Genomic DNA, 19,979 nt, shown 5'->3' with positions numbered 1-19,979 from the left:
CCGATGGTCAGTCCGCGGTGGAGGAACGGAGTACGCCGTCGGGCTCGACGGCGCCGCTGAAGTCCTCCCAGTCCATATTGGCGATCGAGAGCTGGATTTCCAGGTCCAGCAAGGCGTGCGGGACGGCGCGGAGGGAACGCGGCTGGTCGCGGTCCTCGTCGATCTTCACCACGAGCACGGGATGCTCCGGCGAAGCGAGGGTGATCGCGTCCACCACGAAAACGAGAGTGTGCTTGGCGGTGCGCGACAGCAGTTCGGCGAGTTCTTCGCCGGTCCAGCCGTCGAACTCCGGCAGGGCCACCAGCGTCGCGTCGAGGACGAACTCGTCGTCGTGGTACTCGCGGGGCGTGGTGATGTCGCTCCAGGTGGCCCGCCAGGCGTGGTCGTCGGCGAAGTCGGTGCGCACGATCGGGATGGACGGGGCGTTGATCAGGGTCTCGAGCGCGGCGGGCGAGGCCGCGCGGGGAGAGATCGCCGCACCGGCGTCGGGACCGTCGATGACGTACTGTCCCTCGCGCCACAACACGGTGCCGTCGGGGGCGAGGAGCCGGATTTCCCCTCCCGGCACGACGGCGAGGTGGTCTCCCGGACCGGCGAGCCGCGTGCGCACGCTGCCGTCTTCGGCGCGCAGCAGGAGGAATCCGGCGTCGTCGAGCGTCAGGCCGGTGTCCGCCGCGCGTGAGCCGGACGCGTACCAGAGCTGGATCCCGTCGGCGCGGAAGAGCCGCACTCCCCGGCCGGGCTCGTGGTTCAGGACGGTGCCACCGTCGGCGGAGGTGAGGGACTGGTTGCGGAGGCTCTGCCCGCGCCGGAGGACGGCACCACGCGGCGGCGCGGGCACGGCAGCCGCGCAGGGCACGTGGTCCTGGATCCGCCAGACGGCCGCTCCGGTGGCGTCCAGCAGCGCGAGGCCGCCGTCGTCGCGCACCTCCAGCCGCTCGACGCCCTGATCGGCCGTGCCCGACCGCCAGACCGGCGCACCGCACGAAGTACGCAGGACCAGATCGCCGGACGGGGTCAGGTCGACCCAGCTGTCGCCGAGCCATTCCGTGCCGGTGGCCCACACCGGCGCGTGGCCGGCGTTGCAGTACAGCACCAGGTTTCCGTCGTCGCGGTGCAGCAGCGTGTGCGAGCCGGACGGGGAGGTCAGGGACTGACGGCGCAGCCGCGAGCCCCGTCCCAGCGCGGGGCCGCCGTGCTCGTGCGGCGCCGCGGGTGGCGGCGTCGTGCTCGCGATCGCCGATCCTTCGCGCCACAGCAGGGTGCCCGCGCGGTCGACCAGGCACAGTTCGAGGTCCGAACCCGTCACGGTGGGGACCTGCCGCCACGTCACGATCGTGTCGTCCTGCTCCAGCCACCGCACCAGGGGCGAGGGGAGGTGATGGGACATGTTCTGCCGGGTGACCCGGAACGAGCCGTCCACGCCGCGCCGGACCGTCCGCGTCATCGCGCCTTTCGCGTCCTTGCGGTACAGGTAGCGCTTGAGCGTGATGCCGGCGGCGGGCGCGGAATCTTCGAACGTGGGCAGGGGACCGACGAAACCCCGCTCGGAGTTGTACAGGCTCACCCCGTCGTGATCGAGGAGTTCGAGTTCGCCGTCGTCGGTGACCACGAGGAATCGCGCCCCTTCGGCGCCGATCGACGAGTACCAGACGCCGCCACCACGGAGTGCGACCTGGAGGGAATGGCTGAGCACGAGGGCGCCGGACGCCGGGCCCTGGTCGTCGTCACCGGCTCGCCAGACGACCAGCCGGCTCGTCCGGTCGAGGACGACCGGCACCCCGAAGGCGTCGTACCGCAACGCGTACTTGCCCGACGGCGAGACCACCTCGGTCCCGGCGGGCAGCGGATGATCTTCGGCAAGGCGGCGGGCGCGTCTCGTGGGCACGCCGTCGGGCAGGGGCACCGCGGGTACGTCCGACGGCCGGTACGCGGTGCGGACGCCACGGTAGCCCGCCGGTGGGCCGCCCGCGCGCTGGCGGTATCCGACGAAGCCGCCGCACGCGGCGAGAAACCGGACGCTCGCGAGCTGCAGATGCGGCGAGCCGTTGTTGCCGGTGATGTCGAGGCGGAAGTGTTCGGCGAAGCCGGGTTCGGCGAGCCGGTATGTCCTGGGCTGGTGGCGGTCGGCGAAGGACTGGCCGCCTCGGACGTCCAGGGCCTGCCACAGGAGCCCGTCGGCCGAGCCGCTCAGCGTCCACTCCGCGGGATCGCGATCGGGCGCGTCGTTGGCGGAGGTGAGGACGTACCGGTCCACCGGGACCGGCCGCGTCAGCTGGAACTCCAGTGCCGCGCGGTCGTGCGGGGCGAACCATTTTCCCGCCGGTCCCACCAGGTTCGTGGCCACCTCGCCCGCTTCGGGGTATTCGGCGCTGGCCCATACGGCGGTCACCAGGTCGTTGACGTCCGCGGCACCGGACGGTCCGGCCGAACGCAACTGGACCGAGCAGGTCTCGCCGGTCCGGTCGCGCCAGGACACCCACTGCGGCGGCGCTCCGGAACCGTCGTCGATCAGCAGCCGCAGCCGTTCCGCCGGCCGCCACTCACCGGATTCCTCGACCTCGGTGCTGAACTCGTAGCCGGTCGAGCCGCCCGCTTCCCTCGGGGAGTCGGCTTCGCCGCGCACCTCCAGCACGTCACCGGCGGCGGAGCGGCGATGGCCGTAGCACCGGGACAGGTCCGGCGAGAACCCGACCGAGGTCTGCGCGCCGTCTTCCGTGCGCCAGGACAACTGCTCCGGCGGCACGCCCCGGCCGTCGTCCAGCCGCGCCAGCAGCGGTGGGCCCGGCACCCACTCCGGGGAGTCCGCCGCGTGCCACCACATCCGGAACACGAACGCCTGATCCGGCACGGGCGACACCGGTCCTCCTCGCGGCCACAGCGCCGGACGGGAGTGCCTCGGCGACCTACTTTGCCGCCAACCTAGCCATTTCCCGCACCGGGGCCGTCATGAACTGCCCGAGTGGCACGAGCGCGATGTCCGGAAGGGCATGGGTCCGCCCTCCCACGTCAAGGTGCTTCCGGGAATCTGCGGCCGGTGACGCGCGAACCCGGCCCGACTGGATGTGGTGGCAGTGCTGCGGGAAGCCCTGCCACCACATCCCACCCCCTTCGCCGGGCCGGCATCGGGACCACGAGCCCGACCCGACGACCAGTGTGTGCGTGCGGAGACGGTCGTGGGGGAGATCGCCCGTCGCCTGTCCCGGCGGGCGACGGGCGACGGTGGGTGCAGGGCGCGATGGGTGGCCGAAACTGGCGGTATGCACCAAGATCCGCGCCATTTCGCGCAGTACGGGCTCAGCGGCGGTTCACTCGTCGACAGGAACCTCGGGTACCTCGCGCGCATCGCGGCGGGCGGGCGGCACCTGCCCGCCGCCGATATCGATGCGTGCCGATCGCGTCGCGGGGCTGTGCCGGAGCGGCCGCGCCCCATAGCCTCGGGTACGGGGTCGCCGCCGGAAGCGCGGAGGACCCTCTGCTCGTGCGGTTTCGCGGGAAGCGGATGGGGAGGGCGGGGATGGCCGAACCGGACACGGTGGGCACGGAACTCCGGCGGTTGCGGATGGCGGCGGGGCTTTCACTGGCGGAACTCGCCCGGCGAGTCCACTACAACAAGGGCTATCTCGGCAGGATCGAGACCGGGGAGAAACCGGCCGGGATGGAAGTGGCCCGCCGCTGCGACGCGGCGCTGGACGCCAACGGGAAATTGGCCGCACTGGTCGCCAGGGCCCGGCCGCCCGCACCGGCCGTGGTGCCCGAGGCCGGTCCCGACGGCGGGGTGTGGGTGATGAGCATGGGGCCGGACGGTTCGAGCAACCTGGTGCCGATGAGCCGCCGGGACGCCCTCGCGATGGGCGCGGCGTCGGTGCTGGCGCTGAGTGTCGGCGCGCCGGGGAACGCGGCGGCCGCCGGGCAGGAGACGACGATCGCGGCGTTCCGCGCCCTGTTCGAGCAGACCCGGCGGCTGGGGCAGATCAGCAGCCCGAGCGTGGTGCTGCCGATCGTGGTCGCGCAGACGCACGCGCTGCGGGGCCTGGCCGGCTCGGCGTCGGCGCCGTCGCGTGCGGAGCTGCTGCGGCTGGCGGCGCGGTACGCCGAGTACGCAGGGTGGATGACGCAGGAGGCGGGGGACGAGCGGGGTGCGTTGTGGTGGACCGAAACCGCGGTGGAAATGGCCTCGGCCGCCGGTGACGCCGAGCTCTCGACCTACGCGCTGATCCGGCGGGCGTTGATCACGTTGTACCGCGAGGACGCCGCCGGCACCATCGACCTGGCCCAGCGGGCACTGGCCGGTTCACGGACCCCGCCGCGGATCCGCGGCCTCGCCGCGCTGCGTGAGGCCCAGGGCCACGCACTGGCCTGCGACTACGACCGATGCCGGCACGCGCTGGATCGCGCCGCCGGCCTGCTGGACACCGCCGACGGCCAGGAGATCGGGCCGGCTTCGGTCAGCGGTACGGGCATGGTCGCGGTGGTCACCGGCTGGTGCATGCACGATCTGGGCCGTCCGGCGGAGGCTGGGGAGATCCTCGACCGTCAGCTGGCGCTCGTCCCGTCCGAGGCCCGGCGGGTGCACGCCCGGTTCGGCGCCCGCCGGGCACTGGCCTACGCCAGCGGCGGGGAGGTCGATCACGCGTGCGTGCTCGCGGAGCAGGCGATCGAGAGCGCGCTGCTGGTGGATTCGGCCACGGTCCGGACGGATCTGCGGCGGCTGGCCAGGACGCTGACCCGCTGGCACACCCATCAGCCCGTCCGCGAGCTGTATCCCCGGCTCACCGCGGCGCTGCGCACACCGGCGGTGTAGCGGAAGAACCCGGCCGAGCCAGGGGGAGACATGGGTGGCATCTTCGTCAACTACCGCACCGACGACGGCGATTTCGCGGCCACGCTCATCGCCGGGGCGCTCACCGCGCGGTTCGGTGCCGAGCACGTGTTCCTGGCCAGCAGGACGATCCGGCCCGGCCAGGACTTCGCCGAGCGGATACTGGACTGGCTGAGCCGGTGCGACGTCGTCCTGGTGGTGATCGGGCCCCGCTGGCTCACCTGCACCACCCGGCACGGCGGGCGCCGCATCGACGATCCCGGCGACTGGGTCCGCCGCGAACTCGCCGAGGCGCTGCGCCTCGGGGTGCGCGTGATCCCGGTCTTCCTCGACCACACCAAGGTCCTGACCGAAACCGACCTGCCCGCCGACGTCGCGGCGCTGGCGCGCTGTCAGTATTTGCGCCTGCACCACCGCAACGACGTCCAGGATCTCGCCAAGCTGGTCGGCGAGCTGACCGATCTGGTGCCGGGGCTCGTTCTCCGGCGGGCCTTCGCCACCCCGCGCGCCCCGACCGCGAACCTGGTGCCCAGCGCGTGGCTGCGTGCCGAGTACCGGATCGTGTCCTTCACCGGCCGCGACGCCGAACTCGCCGACCTGCTCAGCTGGGTGAACGAACCCGCGCCGGTTTCCGCCTACCTGATCAGCGGACCACCGGGCCAGGGCAAGACACGCCTTGCCCAGCAGCTGTGCGAGCGGCTCACCCGGCAGGGCTGGACCGCCGGGATCGTCCACGAGAACGCCACCGCCGCCGATCTCACCACCCTCGCCACCGTCAACAACCAGCTGCTCGTGGTCGTCGACGAGGCCGAGAACCACTTCGACCACACCCACGCCCTCGCCACCGCGTTGGTGGAGCGCTCCACCAACGCTCCCCAGGCGCGGCTGCTGCTGCTCAGCCGTCAGAGCGGCGAACGGCTCCAACGCCTTCACACGCCAGGGAACGATCGCGTCGCCAGCCTCTTCCACACGCTGGACAACCACAGTCTCGCCCCGCTCGCCCGCACCGAAGCCGAGCGCGAGGCCGAGTTCCGCCGCGCCCTCGACGCCTTCGCCGGCTACCTCGAACTCCCCGTTCCCGCCCTCGCCGCACCGGAGGATCTGGCCCAGCCGCGTTTCGGCAGCGCGCGGGTCCTGCACGCCGTCGCGCTCAGCTCCTTGCTGGACCACCATCGCGACGCGGGTCAGGACCGGGCGTCCGTGCCCGCCGCGGATCCCGGCCTGCACCGCGCGGCGCATCCGGAATGCCCCTACCGCGGCCTCGAACCCTTCCAGGAACAGGACGCGCCGTATTTCTGCGGCCGGGATCCGCAGATCCGGCAGCTTCACCAGCTCCTCGACCGGCATCGCCTCGTCATGGTCATCGGAGCGTCCGGCAGCGGGAAATCTTCCCTCGTCCGGGCCGGTGTCCTGCCCGCCCTGCGCCAGGAGAACGCGACGCTGGCGGTGTTCCGGCCCGTCCCCGGCGTCGAGCCGCTCGAATTGCTGGCCTATGCGGTGCGGCCGGTCGTCGGGGCCGACCGCACCACCGCGCTCACCGCCCAGGACATCCCGCTGCTGGCGGACGCCATCGCCGACGCGGCAGGCAGGCTGGTCCTGTTCGCCGACCAGTTCGAGGAGCTCGTCGCCACCGATCCCTTGGCGGCCAAGGAGTTGCTCGACCTGCTGGCCCGGCTGGTGCTGGCCGCGCCGTCCCGTCCGGCGCAGCCGCCCGCCATCCGCGCGATCGTCACCGGCCGCTCGGCGGACCTCGACGAGATCCTGACCAGCGAGCTGGCCCCCGTGCTGCAGACCGTCGCCGTCCCCAGGATGGGCCCGGCGGAACTGCGGGCCGCGATCCTCGGCCCCGCCGACCGCCCGCTGGTCTCCTTCGAACCGGGACTGGTCGAACGCATCATCGCCGACGCGCTGGACGCCCCCGGACAGCTGCCGCTCGTCGAATTCGCGCTCACCCGGCTCTGGGAGTCCCAGCACGGCGCCGCCTTGACCCACCACGCCTACGACGAACTCGGCGGTGTGGCCGGGGCGCTGGCCGCCTACGCCGAAGAAGTGCACAGCGAACGGCTCACCGACGGCGAACGGGCACTGGCCCGCCGGGTGCTGGTGCAACTGGCCCGCCCCGGCGAGGACGGCACCTTCACCCTTTCCCCGGCCCAGCTGGACCACCTCGACGCCGAATCCCGGGATCTGGCCAGGAAACTGGCCGCGCATCGGCTCGTCGTGCTCCGGCAGGACCCCGGCCACCCCGCGGTCATCGCCCTCGCCCACGAAGCCCTTGTCCAGCAATGGCGGCAACTGCGCGAATGGCTGGCCGCCGCCCGCGAATTCCGCTCCTGGCAGGAACAGCTCAGGCTCTCCCTCACCCAATGGCGGCAGTCCGGGGAAGATCCGCACACCTTGCTCCGTGGCACGACACTGACGACCGCGGAAACCTGGCTGAGCACCGATCCCACCGGTCTCACCGACGACGAACGGGCCTACATCGCCGCGAGCCGTACCCATCAGCGCAGGGGAACCCGCCGCTGGCGGATGATCACCGCCCTGATCGCCGTCCTCGCGCTGGCCGCCACCACTTCCGCGGTCTTCGCGCTGAACAAGAACCGCGAACTCGCCGACCAGCTTCGCCGCGCCTCGGCCGTCTCCCTCGGCCAGGAATCGGGGCGGCGCAACGAAAGCGACCCGCTCACCGCGCTGCAGTTCGCACAGGCCGCGTGGAAGGCGGACCCGACCAGGCCCGAGGCCTACGCCGCGCTCATGCAGCAATACCTCAAATACGCCGACGTCGAGCAGATCCGGACCGGGCTGTGGTCCGGAACGGTCGCGCAGGTCGCGTCCACCCCGGACGGCAGGACCACCGCGGTGGCCGAAGACGACGGGAGGATCACGGTCTGGACGGCGCTGTTCGGCCCCGCGCCGGAACGCTGGTTCGTCACCACGATCCCGAACCTGTCCGGGCTCCGGCTCAGCCCCGACGGCCGGTGGCTGGCCGCGCTGGACGACCGCGGCGGAATCACCCTGTGGGACACCGCCAGGCACAGTGGCCCGCTGCCGCTGCGCGCACCGGAAACCGTCGCGCCCGCGACGGTGCTCAGCGCCCGGTTCTCCCCGGACGGAAGGTTCCTCGTCGACTCCGTTCGCAGCGGCGGCGGGGCGTCCGGAACTCGCCAAGGCGACGTGGAGGTGTGGGATGTCCTGCAACGCGGGCAGATACCGAACAAGGTAACGGGCCCGGGAGGTGAGACCGCCGTACTCCGCGTCGAGCCGGACGGTAAGCGAGCGTGGTTTCGGGAAGACCGGCCGGACCGGACGCGGCCCGTGGTCCTGCGCGACCTGACCACCGGCACGGAACTCCGCGTGATCTCCTCCGGTTTCGTGACGCCAGGCGGTGTCGTCGCCGAATGCCGGAAAGGACAGCCGTACAGTCGGTTGACCGTCCAGGACACGGCCACCGGCACAGCGCGTTTCACCAGGACTCGGCTCGACTGCTCCGCAGCCGATGCCGACGACGTCGCCGATTTGAGCGGCGAGTACGCGGTGCTGAGAACGGGATCGCCGGAAGACGCGTTTCAGCGAGCCGAACTGATGAATCTGGGCAACGGAAGCACTTACTCGATCCACGTTCCTTCGCTGAGCCGCGACAAACGGCGCAGCGTGTCGCAGAACGAGCCGTCACAGCTCATGGCGCTCGGCGGCGGCTCCGCCGCACCGACGGTCTTCATGTTCTACGCTGACGTACTGCTCAGATTCCGTGTCCCTGACCTGATCGCGGAAACCGAACAATCCGGATCGGCGCGGGATGTGGGTGCCGCTGTGCTGAGCCCGGACGGCGAGTCGCTGCTGACGGTGTCCCATGCGGGGGACCCGGGGGCAGGGGCGAAGCTGCGACTGTTCGATGTGCGGAGCCACCGCCAGCTCGTCCGGGAATCGGCCGGTGGCCTGCCGGTGGCGGACACGCCCGGCCTGGCGTTCAGCGGGGACGGTAAAAAGATCTTCGTTCCGCTGGAACGAGGACAGCTCGCGGTGATCTCCGCCGCCGATCTCACCGTCCTCCGGACGATCCCACTGGCGAGGCCCGGCTCCGGTGAAGGCGAGGTCGCGTTCGACGAGACCATGTCCATAGTGTCACTGGGCCCCGATGAAGTCGCCGTGATGCGCGGCCACGAGTTCAACGTATGGAAGGCGAGCACCGGAGAGCGGTACCCATTCCCGGTGTCCTTGTCCCCACGTGAAATGGTGAACCACGTCCCCTTCGGCTATCGCTTCAAGATGATCACCGGTCCCGTGAACGCCAGTCGGCTGCTGGTAGTCACCCCGGACGCCGTCGAGGCGTGGAAGCGGAGATCGGTTCCGGAGCCCGGGAATGGTGATCCGCGAGACCGGCCGGAGCATTCCTTCGCCCCTCGGTGGGGTTTTCCGACGCCCGATGTCGTGGCCGACTCCACCATGCGGCGAGTCGCCGTCCACTACGCCGACATCGGACGGCTGAACGTCTGGAACCCCGAACAGAACACCGCTTCGAAAACCATTCCGATACCGGGTGACCTGTCTCCGGTGGGGTTCGTGCAGGAGGAGAAGATGATCTTCGGTACGGGGGCCGGTGCCATCGAGGTCCGGAACATCGACAATGGAGACCGCCTCGCCGCGCCACGCTTCCCTGGTTCGGCTGGCAGGTGGATGCTGCACGAGAACCGGCTGGTGGCGGTTTCCGTGGACGGCTTCTTCTCGGTGGACATGAGTCCTCGGCAGTGGGCCGAACAGTTGTGCCGGTTGAACGACCGGCCCTATTCTCCGGCTGAACGCGAACTCCTGCCCGCCGGGCTCGACCTCACATCACCCTGCTCCGCGATCGAGGGCGGGAAGGCGCTGGGAAAGTGACTGCCCGCGCTAGTCGCATTTCACGCCGCGGCATCCCAGCGGGTCGTCGCGCGACACGTTCCCTTCGCTGTGCTCGACAGTGCCGTCCTCCGCGTTGATGCCATACCGTGCGTTGCCCTGGGTGTGGTTGTAGGACACGGTGATGTGATCCGTTTCCCTGTCGTTGCGCAAGATTTCGAGGCCGTCCTGCCCGGGGAAGTTTTCGTCGGGATGGAAACCATTTGCTGTGAATTCGTTGTGGGAGATGTCGATATTTCCTTTGCTGAATCCATTGTTCGCGTTCGCGACCACGGCGCTGCTGCCCGTCCTGATGAAGGAATTGCCGGTCAGTGTCAGGTCGCCGTTGAGGATCTGGATCGCGTTGTTCGGTGATTCGGTGAAGATGTTTCCGGAGATGAGGGCGGAGCTTTCGACCATCATGACACGGCTTCTGAGGAAGCTGTTGTTCGTTATGGTCGAGTGCGCGGCTCCGACAAGGCCGATGTGCTTGGTGTTCGTGTTGTCCTTCGCGGCGCCCTCGCGACATCCGTTACCGAATAATTCGATATTGACTTCGTTCGCGTACTCGACGGTGATCGATGAATCCGGAACGTCGTCGACGTAGGACAGGCAAAAAAGATATCGGGTGCGAATGGTGCCGCCATGAATCGTGCACGAGCTTCTTCGGCTGCAGTAGGTGGGCAATGTGTTACCGTAGCCGGTAAGGTTCGAGGATTCGATTGTGACGGTTGATTCGTTCTCGAAGTTGAAGGGGATAAAGGTGTCCACCGTGGTGTCGCGGACCATGAGATCCCGCGCTTGGCTGCCGCTGATGCCGTTGAAATCGTCGTACTGTGATTCTCGTGGCGAGTTCATCGTCATGCCGAGTATGGTCACTTGGTTCGCGTTGTCCACCGCTATGCCGGTGGAGAACTTGGTGACCGTGCCGTTCTTGACGGTGATGTTCGCCAGCTTCCGGGGCGCCTTGACGAGGATCCCCTTGGTGGTTTGCCTGGGATTCTCCGAGCTGATCGTGTTGCCGCCGAGGTCGAGGGTGAGATCACTGGCGGCGATGGTGAGCGCGACATCCTCCGCACAGCTCAGGTCGCTCTTCACGATGGTGTCGGTCGTGAGGACGTCCCCGCACCGCGCCTCGTGCATCCGGGGTGCGACCTGGACGGTTCGAGACGTCTGGTCGGAACCGGTGGGAGAGGTGACCTTGAGTGTCGCGGTGTAGGTCCCGGTGGCGGGGAAGGTGTACCGGAACTGCGGGGCGTCGGAGGTCGTTTCGATCCCCCGGTCACCGGTGATGGTCCATGCCCAGGCAGCGGGACGTCCGCCCGTCAGATCGGCGCTCAAGGAGACCTGCTCGCCCACATGTGGCTTCTCCGGCGCCATCAGGATTCGCGCGATGCGCGGCGGGGCGTCGGGCGAGTCGATGGTGACCCGCGCCGCGGCGTGAACCTGCCGCCCGGTGGAGAGGGTGGCGGTGACGCCGACAGCGTAGGTTCCGGGTCGGTTCCACCGATGATGCACGGTGACACCTCTGGCGCCACCGGCATCACCGAAGCCCCACTGCGCGTCGCCGATACTCGCGGCGCCGTGGGGTACGACGGTGAATCCGAAGTCGTCCCCGACGAGCCCGTGATCGCGCGGGCTGACCTCGATCGCCACCGTGGTGTCGCTGAGCGGGCCAGGCGGTTTTTCCGCACCGCCCGGCCCGGCCACGGGGGGCACGTTGTCCGGCGGGCCGGTGGGAACGGGATTGGGCGGGCCGACCGGCGGAGACTGCCCCGGGGTGTTTCCCACATTGACGTTCTGCGCGGTGTTCCTGCCCGGGTTCGGCGGGGCGTATTTGGTGATGGGCCGTAATCGCCCGTCGAGTTCGAGAATGCCGGCGTGTTCGGAGCCGGGGTCGTTGTAGAAGACCTTCCCGTCACGGGTCAGCAGGTCGAAGCGCAGCGGGCGGTCGAACAGGCGCCGTTCGATGGTCTGCTGGTGAACGAGGTCGATGACCCAGGCGCGTCCGGTCGCGTAGTCGGGTACCACGGCGTGGTCATCGGCTTCGACAGCGGCACCGACGTCCGGGCTCTCCGCGCCGAGCGGGATCGGGGGTGCGCAGGATCCGGCACCGAACGCGCACACCAGCAGCTGTCCGGGTGCCGAGATCAGCAACCTGGGGGTGTGCGGGGAGCCGGCGACGGCGAGGGCCTCGCCGGGCCGCGTGTCGACGGGTATCGACTGGACTACCGCGCCGGTTTCCGGATCGAGGAGTTCGGCGGTGTGCCGTGCGGGATCGAGCAGGGCGGGGCGGTCGCCGGTCAGGACGAGACGGCTGCCGTCGGGCGTGGCGGCGTGGGGCCGCGCGTGACGGGTGTCGTCGGCGAACCAGATCAAGTCACCGGTGCGGTGGTCGAGCAGCCAGAGGCGGCCTTGCCGATCCACCGCCGGCTCATCGGGTGCGACCCGGGCGGCCAGTGGCCGCGGGGGATCGCGGGGCGCCAGGGTCCGGGAATCGATGGTGGTGAGCAGTTCCTGATCGGCGTCGAGAGCGTAGACCGCACGAGGGCTCGGCATCAGGGCCAGGTTCCGCCCGGCGGTGGCGACGGGAGGTTTCGGCGGGCTGGGTTCGAGGGTCGCGCCGTCGACGCGGACGACGGTGCCGCGCGCGCGGTCGAGTGCGTAGCCCGTCGCGTCTTCCTGTGCGGCTTGGAGGGAACTGCCGGGAGTGGCGACGGGGACGCTCGCGGCCGCCTCCGCGGACGCGCCGTCGAGCAGGGTGAGTTGTCCGATCTGGTTGGAGGCGACCCAGGCGGTGCCGCCGCGCAGGCGGAGTTTGGGTGCGGGGCTGGGGCGGTCCGAGCCGACGATGACGAATCCGGCCAGGAGCGTGGTGACCCCGAGGGCTCCGGCGACGAGCCGCAGCCGGGCGGAGGTGAAGCGGTGCAGGAGACGGTGTGCCATGCGATCACCCGATTCCCTGAGGTGGCGGTTTCCGGGCTCCGCGCCGCTGGGGCCACAGCGGTCGCGGGTCGAGTCGCGCGAGCAACCGACGCACCGGCCGGCGCGGGTACAGCTCCTCGCGTAGCCGGGCTTCCAGAACCCAGGCCTGCCGGACGGCTTCGTCGCCGGGGACGTCGCGAGCGAACACCGCGGCGGTCGCCAGCGGCGCGAGTGCCGTCACGGCGCCGGTGGCCGGGCCGAGCACGCTGGCGGCGTGGCAGGCGGCCTCGCCCGCGGTCATCGACCCCGTCATCGTGACGCCGCGTTCCCGCAGCCGGTCCACGGCTTCGTTCCAGGCGCCCAGAATCCGGGCTGGGTTCCCCTCGGCGTGGCGGCGCCGGCGCCGTCGTCCGGCCTTCGCCCCCACGATCAGCGTTGCTGTCAGCGCGGCGCAGGTCAGCGCCAGAACGGCGGCGAGTACCGGGCCGCGCGGCGGGAACGACGGCCGGACGTCTCCCGGTGCCCGCGGGGCGGACAGGGCTCCCGTGTGCGGTGGGGCCACGATGGGCGGGTTGGGCCGGGGCGGGCGTGCGCCGGCCGGCGCCGCTTGGTCACCGTCGTGCGGTGAGGGCGGGGAGGTCTTGGCGGGATCGGTGGGGTCGAAGGGAATCCAGCCGTAGGCGTCGAAACGCACCTCCGCCCACGCGTCCGCGTCGCGCGTGGTCACCCCCTGTGTCTCGTGCGCCCGGCCGGACAGCCGGTAGCCGACCGCCACCCGGGCCGGGAAACCCAGTGCCCGCGCGAAAACGGCGAACGCCGAGGCGTGCTGCTCGGCAAAGCCCGCGGCGTCGGACTGTCCGCCAGCGGCCACGATTCTGCTGATCGCCCCGTAGGAATGCCCGGGCGGGGCGTCGAGGCGATAGGGCAGGTCACGCAGGTATCGCTCGATCGCCGCCAGTTTGCCGTAGGGGGTCGGCTCGGTCGCGGTGAGCTGGAGGGCGAGGGCCGACAGCTCCTGGGGAAGTCCGGGCAGCGCCGTGCCGGGGGAAATCGCAGGCGACGCCTGGGGGAGTGCGTGGTCCCGATCGCCGATCGCGCCCGTGAGGTCATAGCCGAGCCCGCGCGGGAACTCCCGGTTGGTAACCAGGACCCCCGAGTCGGTGCCGATGCTGAAATCACCGGCGTCGACCGCCTGCCCGGCGAGCCGGGCAGGCCTGCCGAGCACCGGCAGGAACGGCCCGCGCAGCTCGTCCACGGTGATGTGGGCCGACACCCGGTGAGTGCGCGTTTCCCCTGGCACGCCGGGAAGCTGGTGCCCCGCGGTCAGGAAACGGTCCGAGCACGTCCAGAGCACGCCGTCGAAGTCGTCCAGCGCGGCGACCCGGACCCGGTCGATTCCGGCGCCGCCGTCGCCGACCCGGATCGTGAACAACCGCCGGGGCGGCTCCTCCCGCAGCTGGCTTTTCAGCGTGACGAGCGGACTGAGCGTCTCCGCCTGTTGACGCGGCGGCGGCCAGAAAACCCGGGGATCGAAGCGGTGCTCACCCGTGGCCAGCGGCAGCAGCAGCCCGCCGGCGCCGAGCAGCGCGATCACCAGGACCACCGGCACCCCGGTCCGCAGCCGGCTCAGATCCGCCGCGCGATCCGTGACGGTGGCGGGTGAGCGTGCGCGGAGCACCATCAGGAGCAGCGACGCGGCCAGGAACATCGCGGTGGGGACGAGCTGGAGGCCCGGTTGCCTGCCGACGAGCAGCAATCCGGCGACGAAGGCGAAGAGCGTGGGGGCGATCGGCACGAGCACCGGGCGGGTGCGCAGGGCGAGGCTCACCGCGGTGGCGGCGGCGAACCAGGTGAGCAGGAGCGGGGTCGCCAGGAGGTCGCCGCGCACGTCGGCGGGCAGCGCCACCGTCAGCATCCTGGACCAGCCCCCGAGCACGCCCCGCGCCAGTTCCCCGGCGGTGTTCCGGCCGGGCAGACCGTGCTCGAGCACGCTGTACCAGGCCAGCAGCAGGAAACCGCCCGCCGTGACCAGCAGCGTGCGGCCGGCCCGCCACCCGCGGAACCCGGCCACCGCCGCGGTCAGCGCGCCGCCCGCCGCGGCGGCGCACAACGGCGGCAAGTACTGGCCTGTCGCGAAAAACCGGCCGTACAGCAGACCACCGGCGCCTGCCGCCAGCCCGCACAGGGCGACCTCGGCGAGACGGAACCCGGCGGCGGGAAGTCGCGGTGTCATGGTTCCGCCCGGCGATTCCAGGCGGCCGCGAACTCGGCGCTGGTGGCCGCGGTGATCGTGAACACCCCGGGCGGAACGGCGGCGCCGCCCGCCGGTGGCGGCCCGACGCACGCGAGGCTGACCGCGCTGAAGCGAGGCGCCAGCACGGTGAGCACGTCCAGCCGCTCCGGGGAAGGCTGTCCGGTGACAACGGTGAGGACGGTTCCTTCGCCCGCCGGGACCACCTCGTCCGACAGCAGGGCCAGACCCGGATCGCCGCTCGTGCACCGCGCGTCGGCCAGCAGGTCGAGGGCGGCCGTCGGGTCGGTGTCCCAGCGCCCGGAAAGCCGATCCGGTGCGGTGCGCGGTTCCGCGGTCATGAGCAGCGCCAGCGGGAAACCCGCCCGGCCCGCCGCGGCGCAGAGGGAGGCCGCCACCCGCACCGCGTCCTCGAACGACGTGCCGGGGTAGGGGGCGGCACTGGTGTCGAGGACGACCAGGCAATGCGGGTCGTCGGGCACCACGGTGTGCCGGACCATCAGCGTTCCGGTCCGCGCGGTGGATTTCCAATGGATCCGCCGCCAGTCGTCCCCGGCGCGATAGTCCCGCAGGCTGTGGAAGGCCACACCGCCCTGGGCGGCGTTCAGGGCGGCCGGGCCCTCGGCGTCGGGAGAACCGCCCGCCGGAAACGGCGCGAGCTCGTGGATCAGCGGATGCACGTACAGCACGGATTCGCCGCCGCGGACGCGCTGGGTGCGCATCAGCCGCAACGGATCGGACCGGCCGAGCACCAGCCCGGGGAGTGTGTGCCTGCCACGGCGCTCGGTCGGCAGCGCGTACGTCGTCGCGAACGACCGGCCCGCGCCGAGACCGGGCAGCGCGACGATGATCCGCCGGCCGGCGACGACCTCGATCGCCTCCGCCGGAAGGCTCCGGTGACGACCGGTGTTCGTCACCGTCACCGTTGCGGTGGCAGGGTTTCCCTGTACGACTCGGCGGGGCGCGACCTCCCGCGACACCGCGAGCCGCGGCCGGGTCAGCGTCCACAGCGTCGCCAGCACCAGTGCCGCGGCCCCGGCCGAACCGAGCATCACCAGTTCGGGGTAATCGGCCAGCGTGCCGGTGATCAGCAGTGCCCCGGTGGACACCGAGACCGCGACACCGGTCGCCGTGATCACGGCCTGCTCACCGCCGTTCCATACCGGGAACCGGGACCTCGGCCAGCACCTCGCCGATGATGCTTTCGGGCCGATGACGGCCGATCCTGGCCTCCGCGGTCAACAGCAGGCGGTGGCCGAGGACCGGCACCGCCACCGCTTTCACGTCGTCCGCGGTGACGAACTCCCTGCCTGTCGAGACGGCGTAGGCCTGGGCGGCGACCGCGAGCGCGATGCTGCCTCGCGGGCTCACACCGAGCCTGACATCCGGGTGGGTGCGGGTCGCCCTGGTGATCATGGCGACGTAGTTCTGCAGTTCCGCCGACAGATGGGTCTTCCGCACCGCGGTGATCATCAGCCGCAGCTCGTCCAGTTCCAGCACCGGCCGCAGTTCCTCCGGCCGTCGCCGGGCCACCCCGTCGCCGATGATGGTCACCTCGTCGGTGGTGTCCGCCGGGTAGCCGATGGCGATCCGCATCAGGAAGCGGTCGAGCTGCGCCTCCGGCAACGCGTAGGTGCCCTGATGCTCGATCGGATTCTGGGTCGCGATACACAGAAACGGATCCGGCACCGCCCGTGCTTCCCCGTCCACCGTGACCTGTCCTTCGGCCATCACCTCCAGCAGGGCCGACTGGGTCTTCGGTGCGGCGCGGTTGATCTCGTCCCCCAGCAGGACATGGGCGAACACCGGCCCCGGCCGGAACTCGAAGCGTCCGCGGCCCTGGTCGTAGACCTGGACCCCGGTCACGTCCGAGGGCAGCAGATCCGGGGTGAACTGGATTCGTTTCACCGTCGCGCCGCCGATGGACCGGGCGATCGCCTTGGCCAGCGACGTCTTCGCCACCCCCGGCACGTCTTCGATCAGCAGATGTCCCTGGGCCAGCAGGCACACCAGCGCGAGCCGGACGACCTCCGGCTTTCCCCGGACGAAACGCTCGACATTTTCGGCCAGTTCCTGAAACCGGCCGCCCAGCCGGATCGCGTCGGACACCGGCATCCCCTCCCCAATCCCCAGCGTCCGAGGACGAATATCGGCGAACGAGCGTCGAACGTTACGCGATGATCATTACGCCGCGGTGACGAATTACCGTCCGATGTCTCGTGCGAACGGGCGGATCACCGACTGGGGATCGCTGATCACCGCATTTGTGGTCTACCATCCCGCGGAACGGGTCAGTGTCTGTCAATCACTATGGGGAGGAAAAGTGCCGAGGACACGACTCACGCGGATCATCGTGCCCACGATGGCCGCGTCCATGGCGGTGTCGATGGCAATGAGCGCGTGTACCGCACGCGATCAAGGGGGTTCCGGCGGCAGCGCCACTCCGTCGGCGACCGCGCCCCGGCAGGCGGCGGACGCGGCCGATCCGAAGGGGGACGGCAAAGCCCGGTGCTCCGGGGCGACGCTGGCCTATGCCGGGACGATCAACGGCAACAGCGCGGCGCTCGGCCAGAACATCCTCTTCGGCGTCGAGCTGGCGGTGAAACAGCACAACCAGGCCAATTCCGGCTGCCAGGTCACTTTCAAGCAGTTCGACACCGAGGGCAAGCCGGAGAAATCGTCCGGTGTCGTCGCCCAGGTCATCAGCGAAGCCCCGATCCTCGGGGTGATCGGCCTTCCGTTCTCCGGTGAGTCGAAGGCGACCGGCGACCTGTTCGAGCAGGCCGGGCTTCTGCACATCACGCCATCGGCGACGAACCCGGATTTGGCCGAGCATCGGTGGAGGACCTTCTTCCGCGGTATGGGCAACGACATCGTGCAGGGCAGGGCCGCGGCCAAGTTCCTCACCGAGAAGCTCAAGGCGGGCAAGATCTGCGTGCTCGAGGACGACTCCGAGTACGGCACGGGGCTCGGCGCGCAGGTCAAGCAGGCGCTGGGGAACAAGGCCACCTGCACCGACAAGGTCAAGACGGGCCAGACGGACTTCTCGGCCGTGGTCAACAAGATGTCCAGCGAGAAGCCGGACGCGGTCTTCTACGCCGGGTACTACCCCGAAGCCGCTCCGCTCGCACAGCAGCTCGACGACAAGGGTGTCGCCGCGAAATTCGTCGGCACGGACGGGGTTAAGGACCAGGAATTCGTGAAGAACGCGGGTAACGCCGCGAGCAAGGCGTATTTCACCTGCCCGTGTGTCCCGGAGGACAACTTCAAGGACTTCACCGCCGCCTACAAAAAGGCCGAAGGTCATGATCCCGGGACCTATTCACCCGAGGGGTACGACGTCGCGACGATCATGCTGAAAGGGATCGACAAAGGCGTCAAGGATCGTGCGGGCCTGCTCGATTTCGTCAAGAACTACGAAGGGCAGGGCCTCACGAAGAAGTTCAAATGGAACGACAAGGGCGAGCTTTCCGACGTGCCGGTCTGGAGCTACAAGGTCGACAACGGCAGGATCGTCAACAACGGCCAGATCTGAGCACGGAACCCTTGTCGAGGAGGAAATGCCGATGACGATGACGGGCGATCAGGCTGTCGGCGGATATACCGGACCCACTCCCGAGGAGGTCGGCGCGACGTATGACGAGTTCGGTGACCTGTACGCGCTGACCGTCGGCGATGTGGGCGTGCACGTCGGCATGTGGTCGCGGCCCGGCGAGCGCGAGCCCGCGGCCACGCTCGGCGATCTCGCGAACAGGGCACAGGAACGGCAGACCGCCTACCACGTCGAAACCCTGGCCCTGCGGGCGGACGAGCATCTGCTGGACATCGGATGCGGCACCGGGCTGCCCGCGGTCCGGATGGCCCGGCACCGCGGCGGCCGGGTCACCGGGATCACCGTCAGCGCCACTCATCTCGCCAAGGCCACCGAGACGGCCCGGACGTGGGGCGTGTCCGAGCGCGTCACCTTCCGCCACGGCAACGTGATGGACCTCGGCTTCGAGGACGAGTCGTTCGACGCAGCCATGGCGGTCGACGTGTTCGCGCACCTGTCCGACCGTCAGCGTGCCTTCCGGGAGATCGCGCGGGTTCTGCGGCCCGGCAGCCATTTCCTGCTGAACGACTTCACCCTCCGCGGGACGCCGCCGGAGGAGCAGCTGGCCGCCTATCTGCGGGCCTGGTGCTGCGCGCCGCCGGTCACGCTGGTACGGACGCTGGAGATGGCGGCCGACGCGGGCCTCGAACTGGTCAAGGCCGAGAGCATGACCCCCAGCTGTGCTTTCAGCGGGGAACTGATGGCACTGCTCTACGCCGACAAGCACGACGCGATCGCCGAGCGGTACGGCCCCGAACTCACCGCGCGGATGGACGGCTTGGTGCCGCTGATGCGCTCGTTGTTCCGCGATCACCTCGGCTACTACCTGTACCTGCTGCGGAAACCCGGGCGGCGGTGAGCGCGGGTTCGGCGTCACCTGTCAAGATGGTGACATGGCTTTCGAGTTCCTGTCCGGTGACGTGGCGCTGGACTTCGTCGCCACGGTCGGGGAGCGGACGACGCGTCGCACCGAAACGCTGTCCGGCACGGCAGACCTCGCCGCCTGGCTGAAGCAGGCCCGCCTCGTCGACACGCCGGTGCAGGTGACCGACGCGGACTTGGCCGAAGCGAAAGAACTGCGCGAGGTGCTCTACGAGTACCTCGTCGCGCTCACCGCGGGCGCCCGGTTGCCCGCCGCGGCGGTGAAGGTGATCAACGCCCGCGCCGCCCAGCCGACGCCGGTCGTCCGGTTGACCCGCGGCGGCACTCCGGTGCTCGAGGGGACGGTGCGGGCTGCGCTGTCGTCCCTCGCGCGCAGCGGGATCCGGCTCGCCGGTGCCGGGACCGCGTCCGCGATCCGCTGGTGCGCGGACGACACGTGCACCCGGCCGTTCCTGGATCGCTCCCGGGGGCACCGGCGGCGCTGGTGCGGCATGAGCGGCTGCGGCGACCGGGCGAAAGCGGCCGCCTACCGGCGCCGGCGGCGGGAAGCAGCCGACCACTGACCGTCGTGTCCTATGTGGAGTGTCGGTCCGTGAATGCCACATTGACGGAATCAGAGTCCCTCGATGTGGCAT

Annotated in this window: 10 protein-coding genes; 5 read left to right on the top strand and 5 right to left on the bottom strand. The window is 70.3% G+C overall.

Annotated features, from left to right (window positions below):
* Positions 1-7: 7 nt before the first annotated feature.
* On the bottom strand, positions 8-2,860 hold the full coding sequence (locus tag ACFWY9_RS18580) for a DUF6924 domain-containing protein (protein ID WP_378339345.1): 2,853 nt from the start codon (positions 2,858-2,860) through the stop codon (positions 8-10).
* Between the two features lie 657 nt (positions 2,861-3,517).
* On the opposite strand from ACFWY9_RS18580, the gene ACFWY9_RS18575 reads away from it, so the two are divergent.
* The gene (locus tag ACFWY9_RS18575; RefSeq protein WP_378339344.1) at positions 3,518-4,804 is read left to right on the top strand and encodes a multiprotein-bridging factor 1 family protein; all 1,287 of its coding nucleotides are present in this window, start codon (positions 3,518-3,520) and stop codon (positions 4,802-4,804) included.
* A gap of 30 nt (positions 4,805-4,834) precedes the next feature.
* Positions 4,835-9,697: an AAA family ATPase gene (locus tag ACFWY9_RS18570; RefSeq protein WP_378339343.1), complete on the top strand. Its 4,863-nt coding sequence runs from the start codon at positions 4,835-4,837 to the stop codon at positions 9,695-9,697.
* A 9-nt stretch (positions 9,698-9,706) separates the two neighbouring features.
* On the opposite strand, the gene ACFWY9_RS18565 is transcribed toward ACFWY9_RS18570, so the two are convergent.
* The 4 genes from ACFWY9_RS18565 to ACFWY9_RS18550 form a co-directional block, all read right to left on the bottom strand.
* Positions 9,707-12,121, bottom strand: a complete 2,415-nt coding sequence (locus ACFWY9_RS18565) for a PKD domain-containing protein (RefSeq protein WP_378339342.1) — start codon at positions 12,119-12,121, stop codon at positions 9,707-9,709.
* A 523-nt stretch (positions 12,122-12,644) separates the two neighbouring features.
* Entirely contained in the window at positions 12,645-14,852 is a 2,208-nt protein-coding gene (locus tag ACFWY9_RS18560) for a transglutaminaseTgpA domain-containing protein (RefSeq protein WP_378339341.1), read from the bottom strand.
* On the bottom strand, positions 14,849-16,009 hold the full coding sequence (locus ACFWY9_RS18555) for a DUF58 domain-containing protein (protein WP_378324938.1): 1,161 nt from the start codon (positions 16,007-16,009) through the stop codon (positions 14,849-14,851). Before ACFWY9_RS18555 ends, ACFWY9_RS18560 begins: the two co-directional genes overlap by 4 nt.
* 7 nt (positions 16,010-16,016) lie before the next feature.
* A complete protein-coding gene (locus tag ACFWY9_RS18550; protein ID WP_378339339.1) occupies positions 16,017-16,979 on the bottom strand; it encodes an AAA family ATPase in 963 nt (320 codons plus the stop codon).
* A 253-nt stretch (positions 16,980-17,232) separates the two neighbouring features.
* On the opposite strand from ACFWY9_RS18550, the gene ACFWY9_RS18545 reads away from it, so the two are divergent.
* The 3 genes from ACFWY9_RS18545 to ACFWY9_RS18535 are packed head-to-tail and all read left to right on the top strand — an operon-like array spanning position 17,233 to position 19,907.
* Entirely contained in the window at positions 17,233-18,405 is a 1,173-nt protein-coding gene (locus ACFWY9_RS18545; protein ID WP_378339377.1) for a branched-chain amino acid ABC transporter substrate-binding protein, read from the top strand.
* Positions 18,406-18,436: 31 nt separating this feature from the next.
* A complete protein-coding gene (locus ACFWY9_RS18540) occupies positions 18,437-19,321 on the top strand; it encodes an SAM-dependent methyltransferase (RefSeq protein WP_378339338.1) in 885 nt (294 codons plus the stop codon).
* Between the two features lie 34 nt (positions 19,322-19,355).
* A complete protein-coding gene (locus tag ACFWY9_RS18535; protein ID WP_378339337.1) occupies positions 19,356-19,907 on the top strand; it encodes a CGNR zinc finger domain-containing protein in 552 nt (183 codons plus the stop codon).
* The last annotated feature ends 72 nt before the right edge of the window (positions 19,908-19,979 follow it).

Origin of the sequence: Amycolatopsis sp. NPDC059027 (assembly GCF_042739735.1) — a bacterium.
Lineage (GTDB): Bacteria > Actinomycetota > Actinomycetes > Mycobacteriales > Pseudonocardiaceae > Amycolatopsis.
Note: the sequence above shows the minus strand (reverse complement) of the source record. Positions and strands in the feature narration are given on the sequence as shown.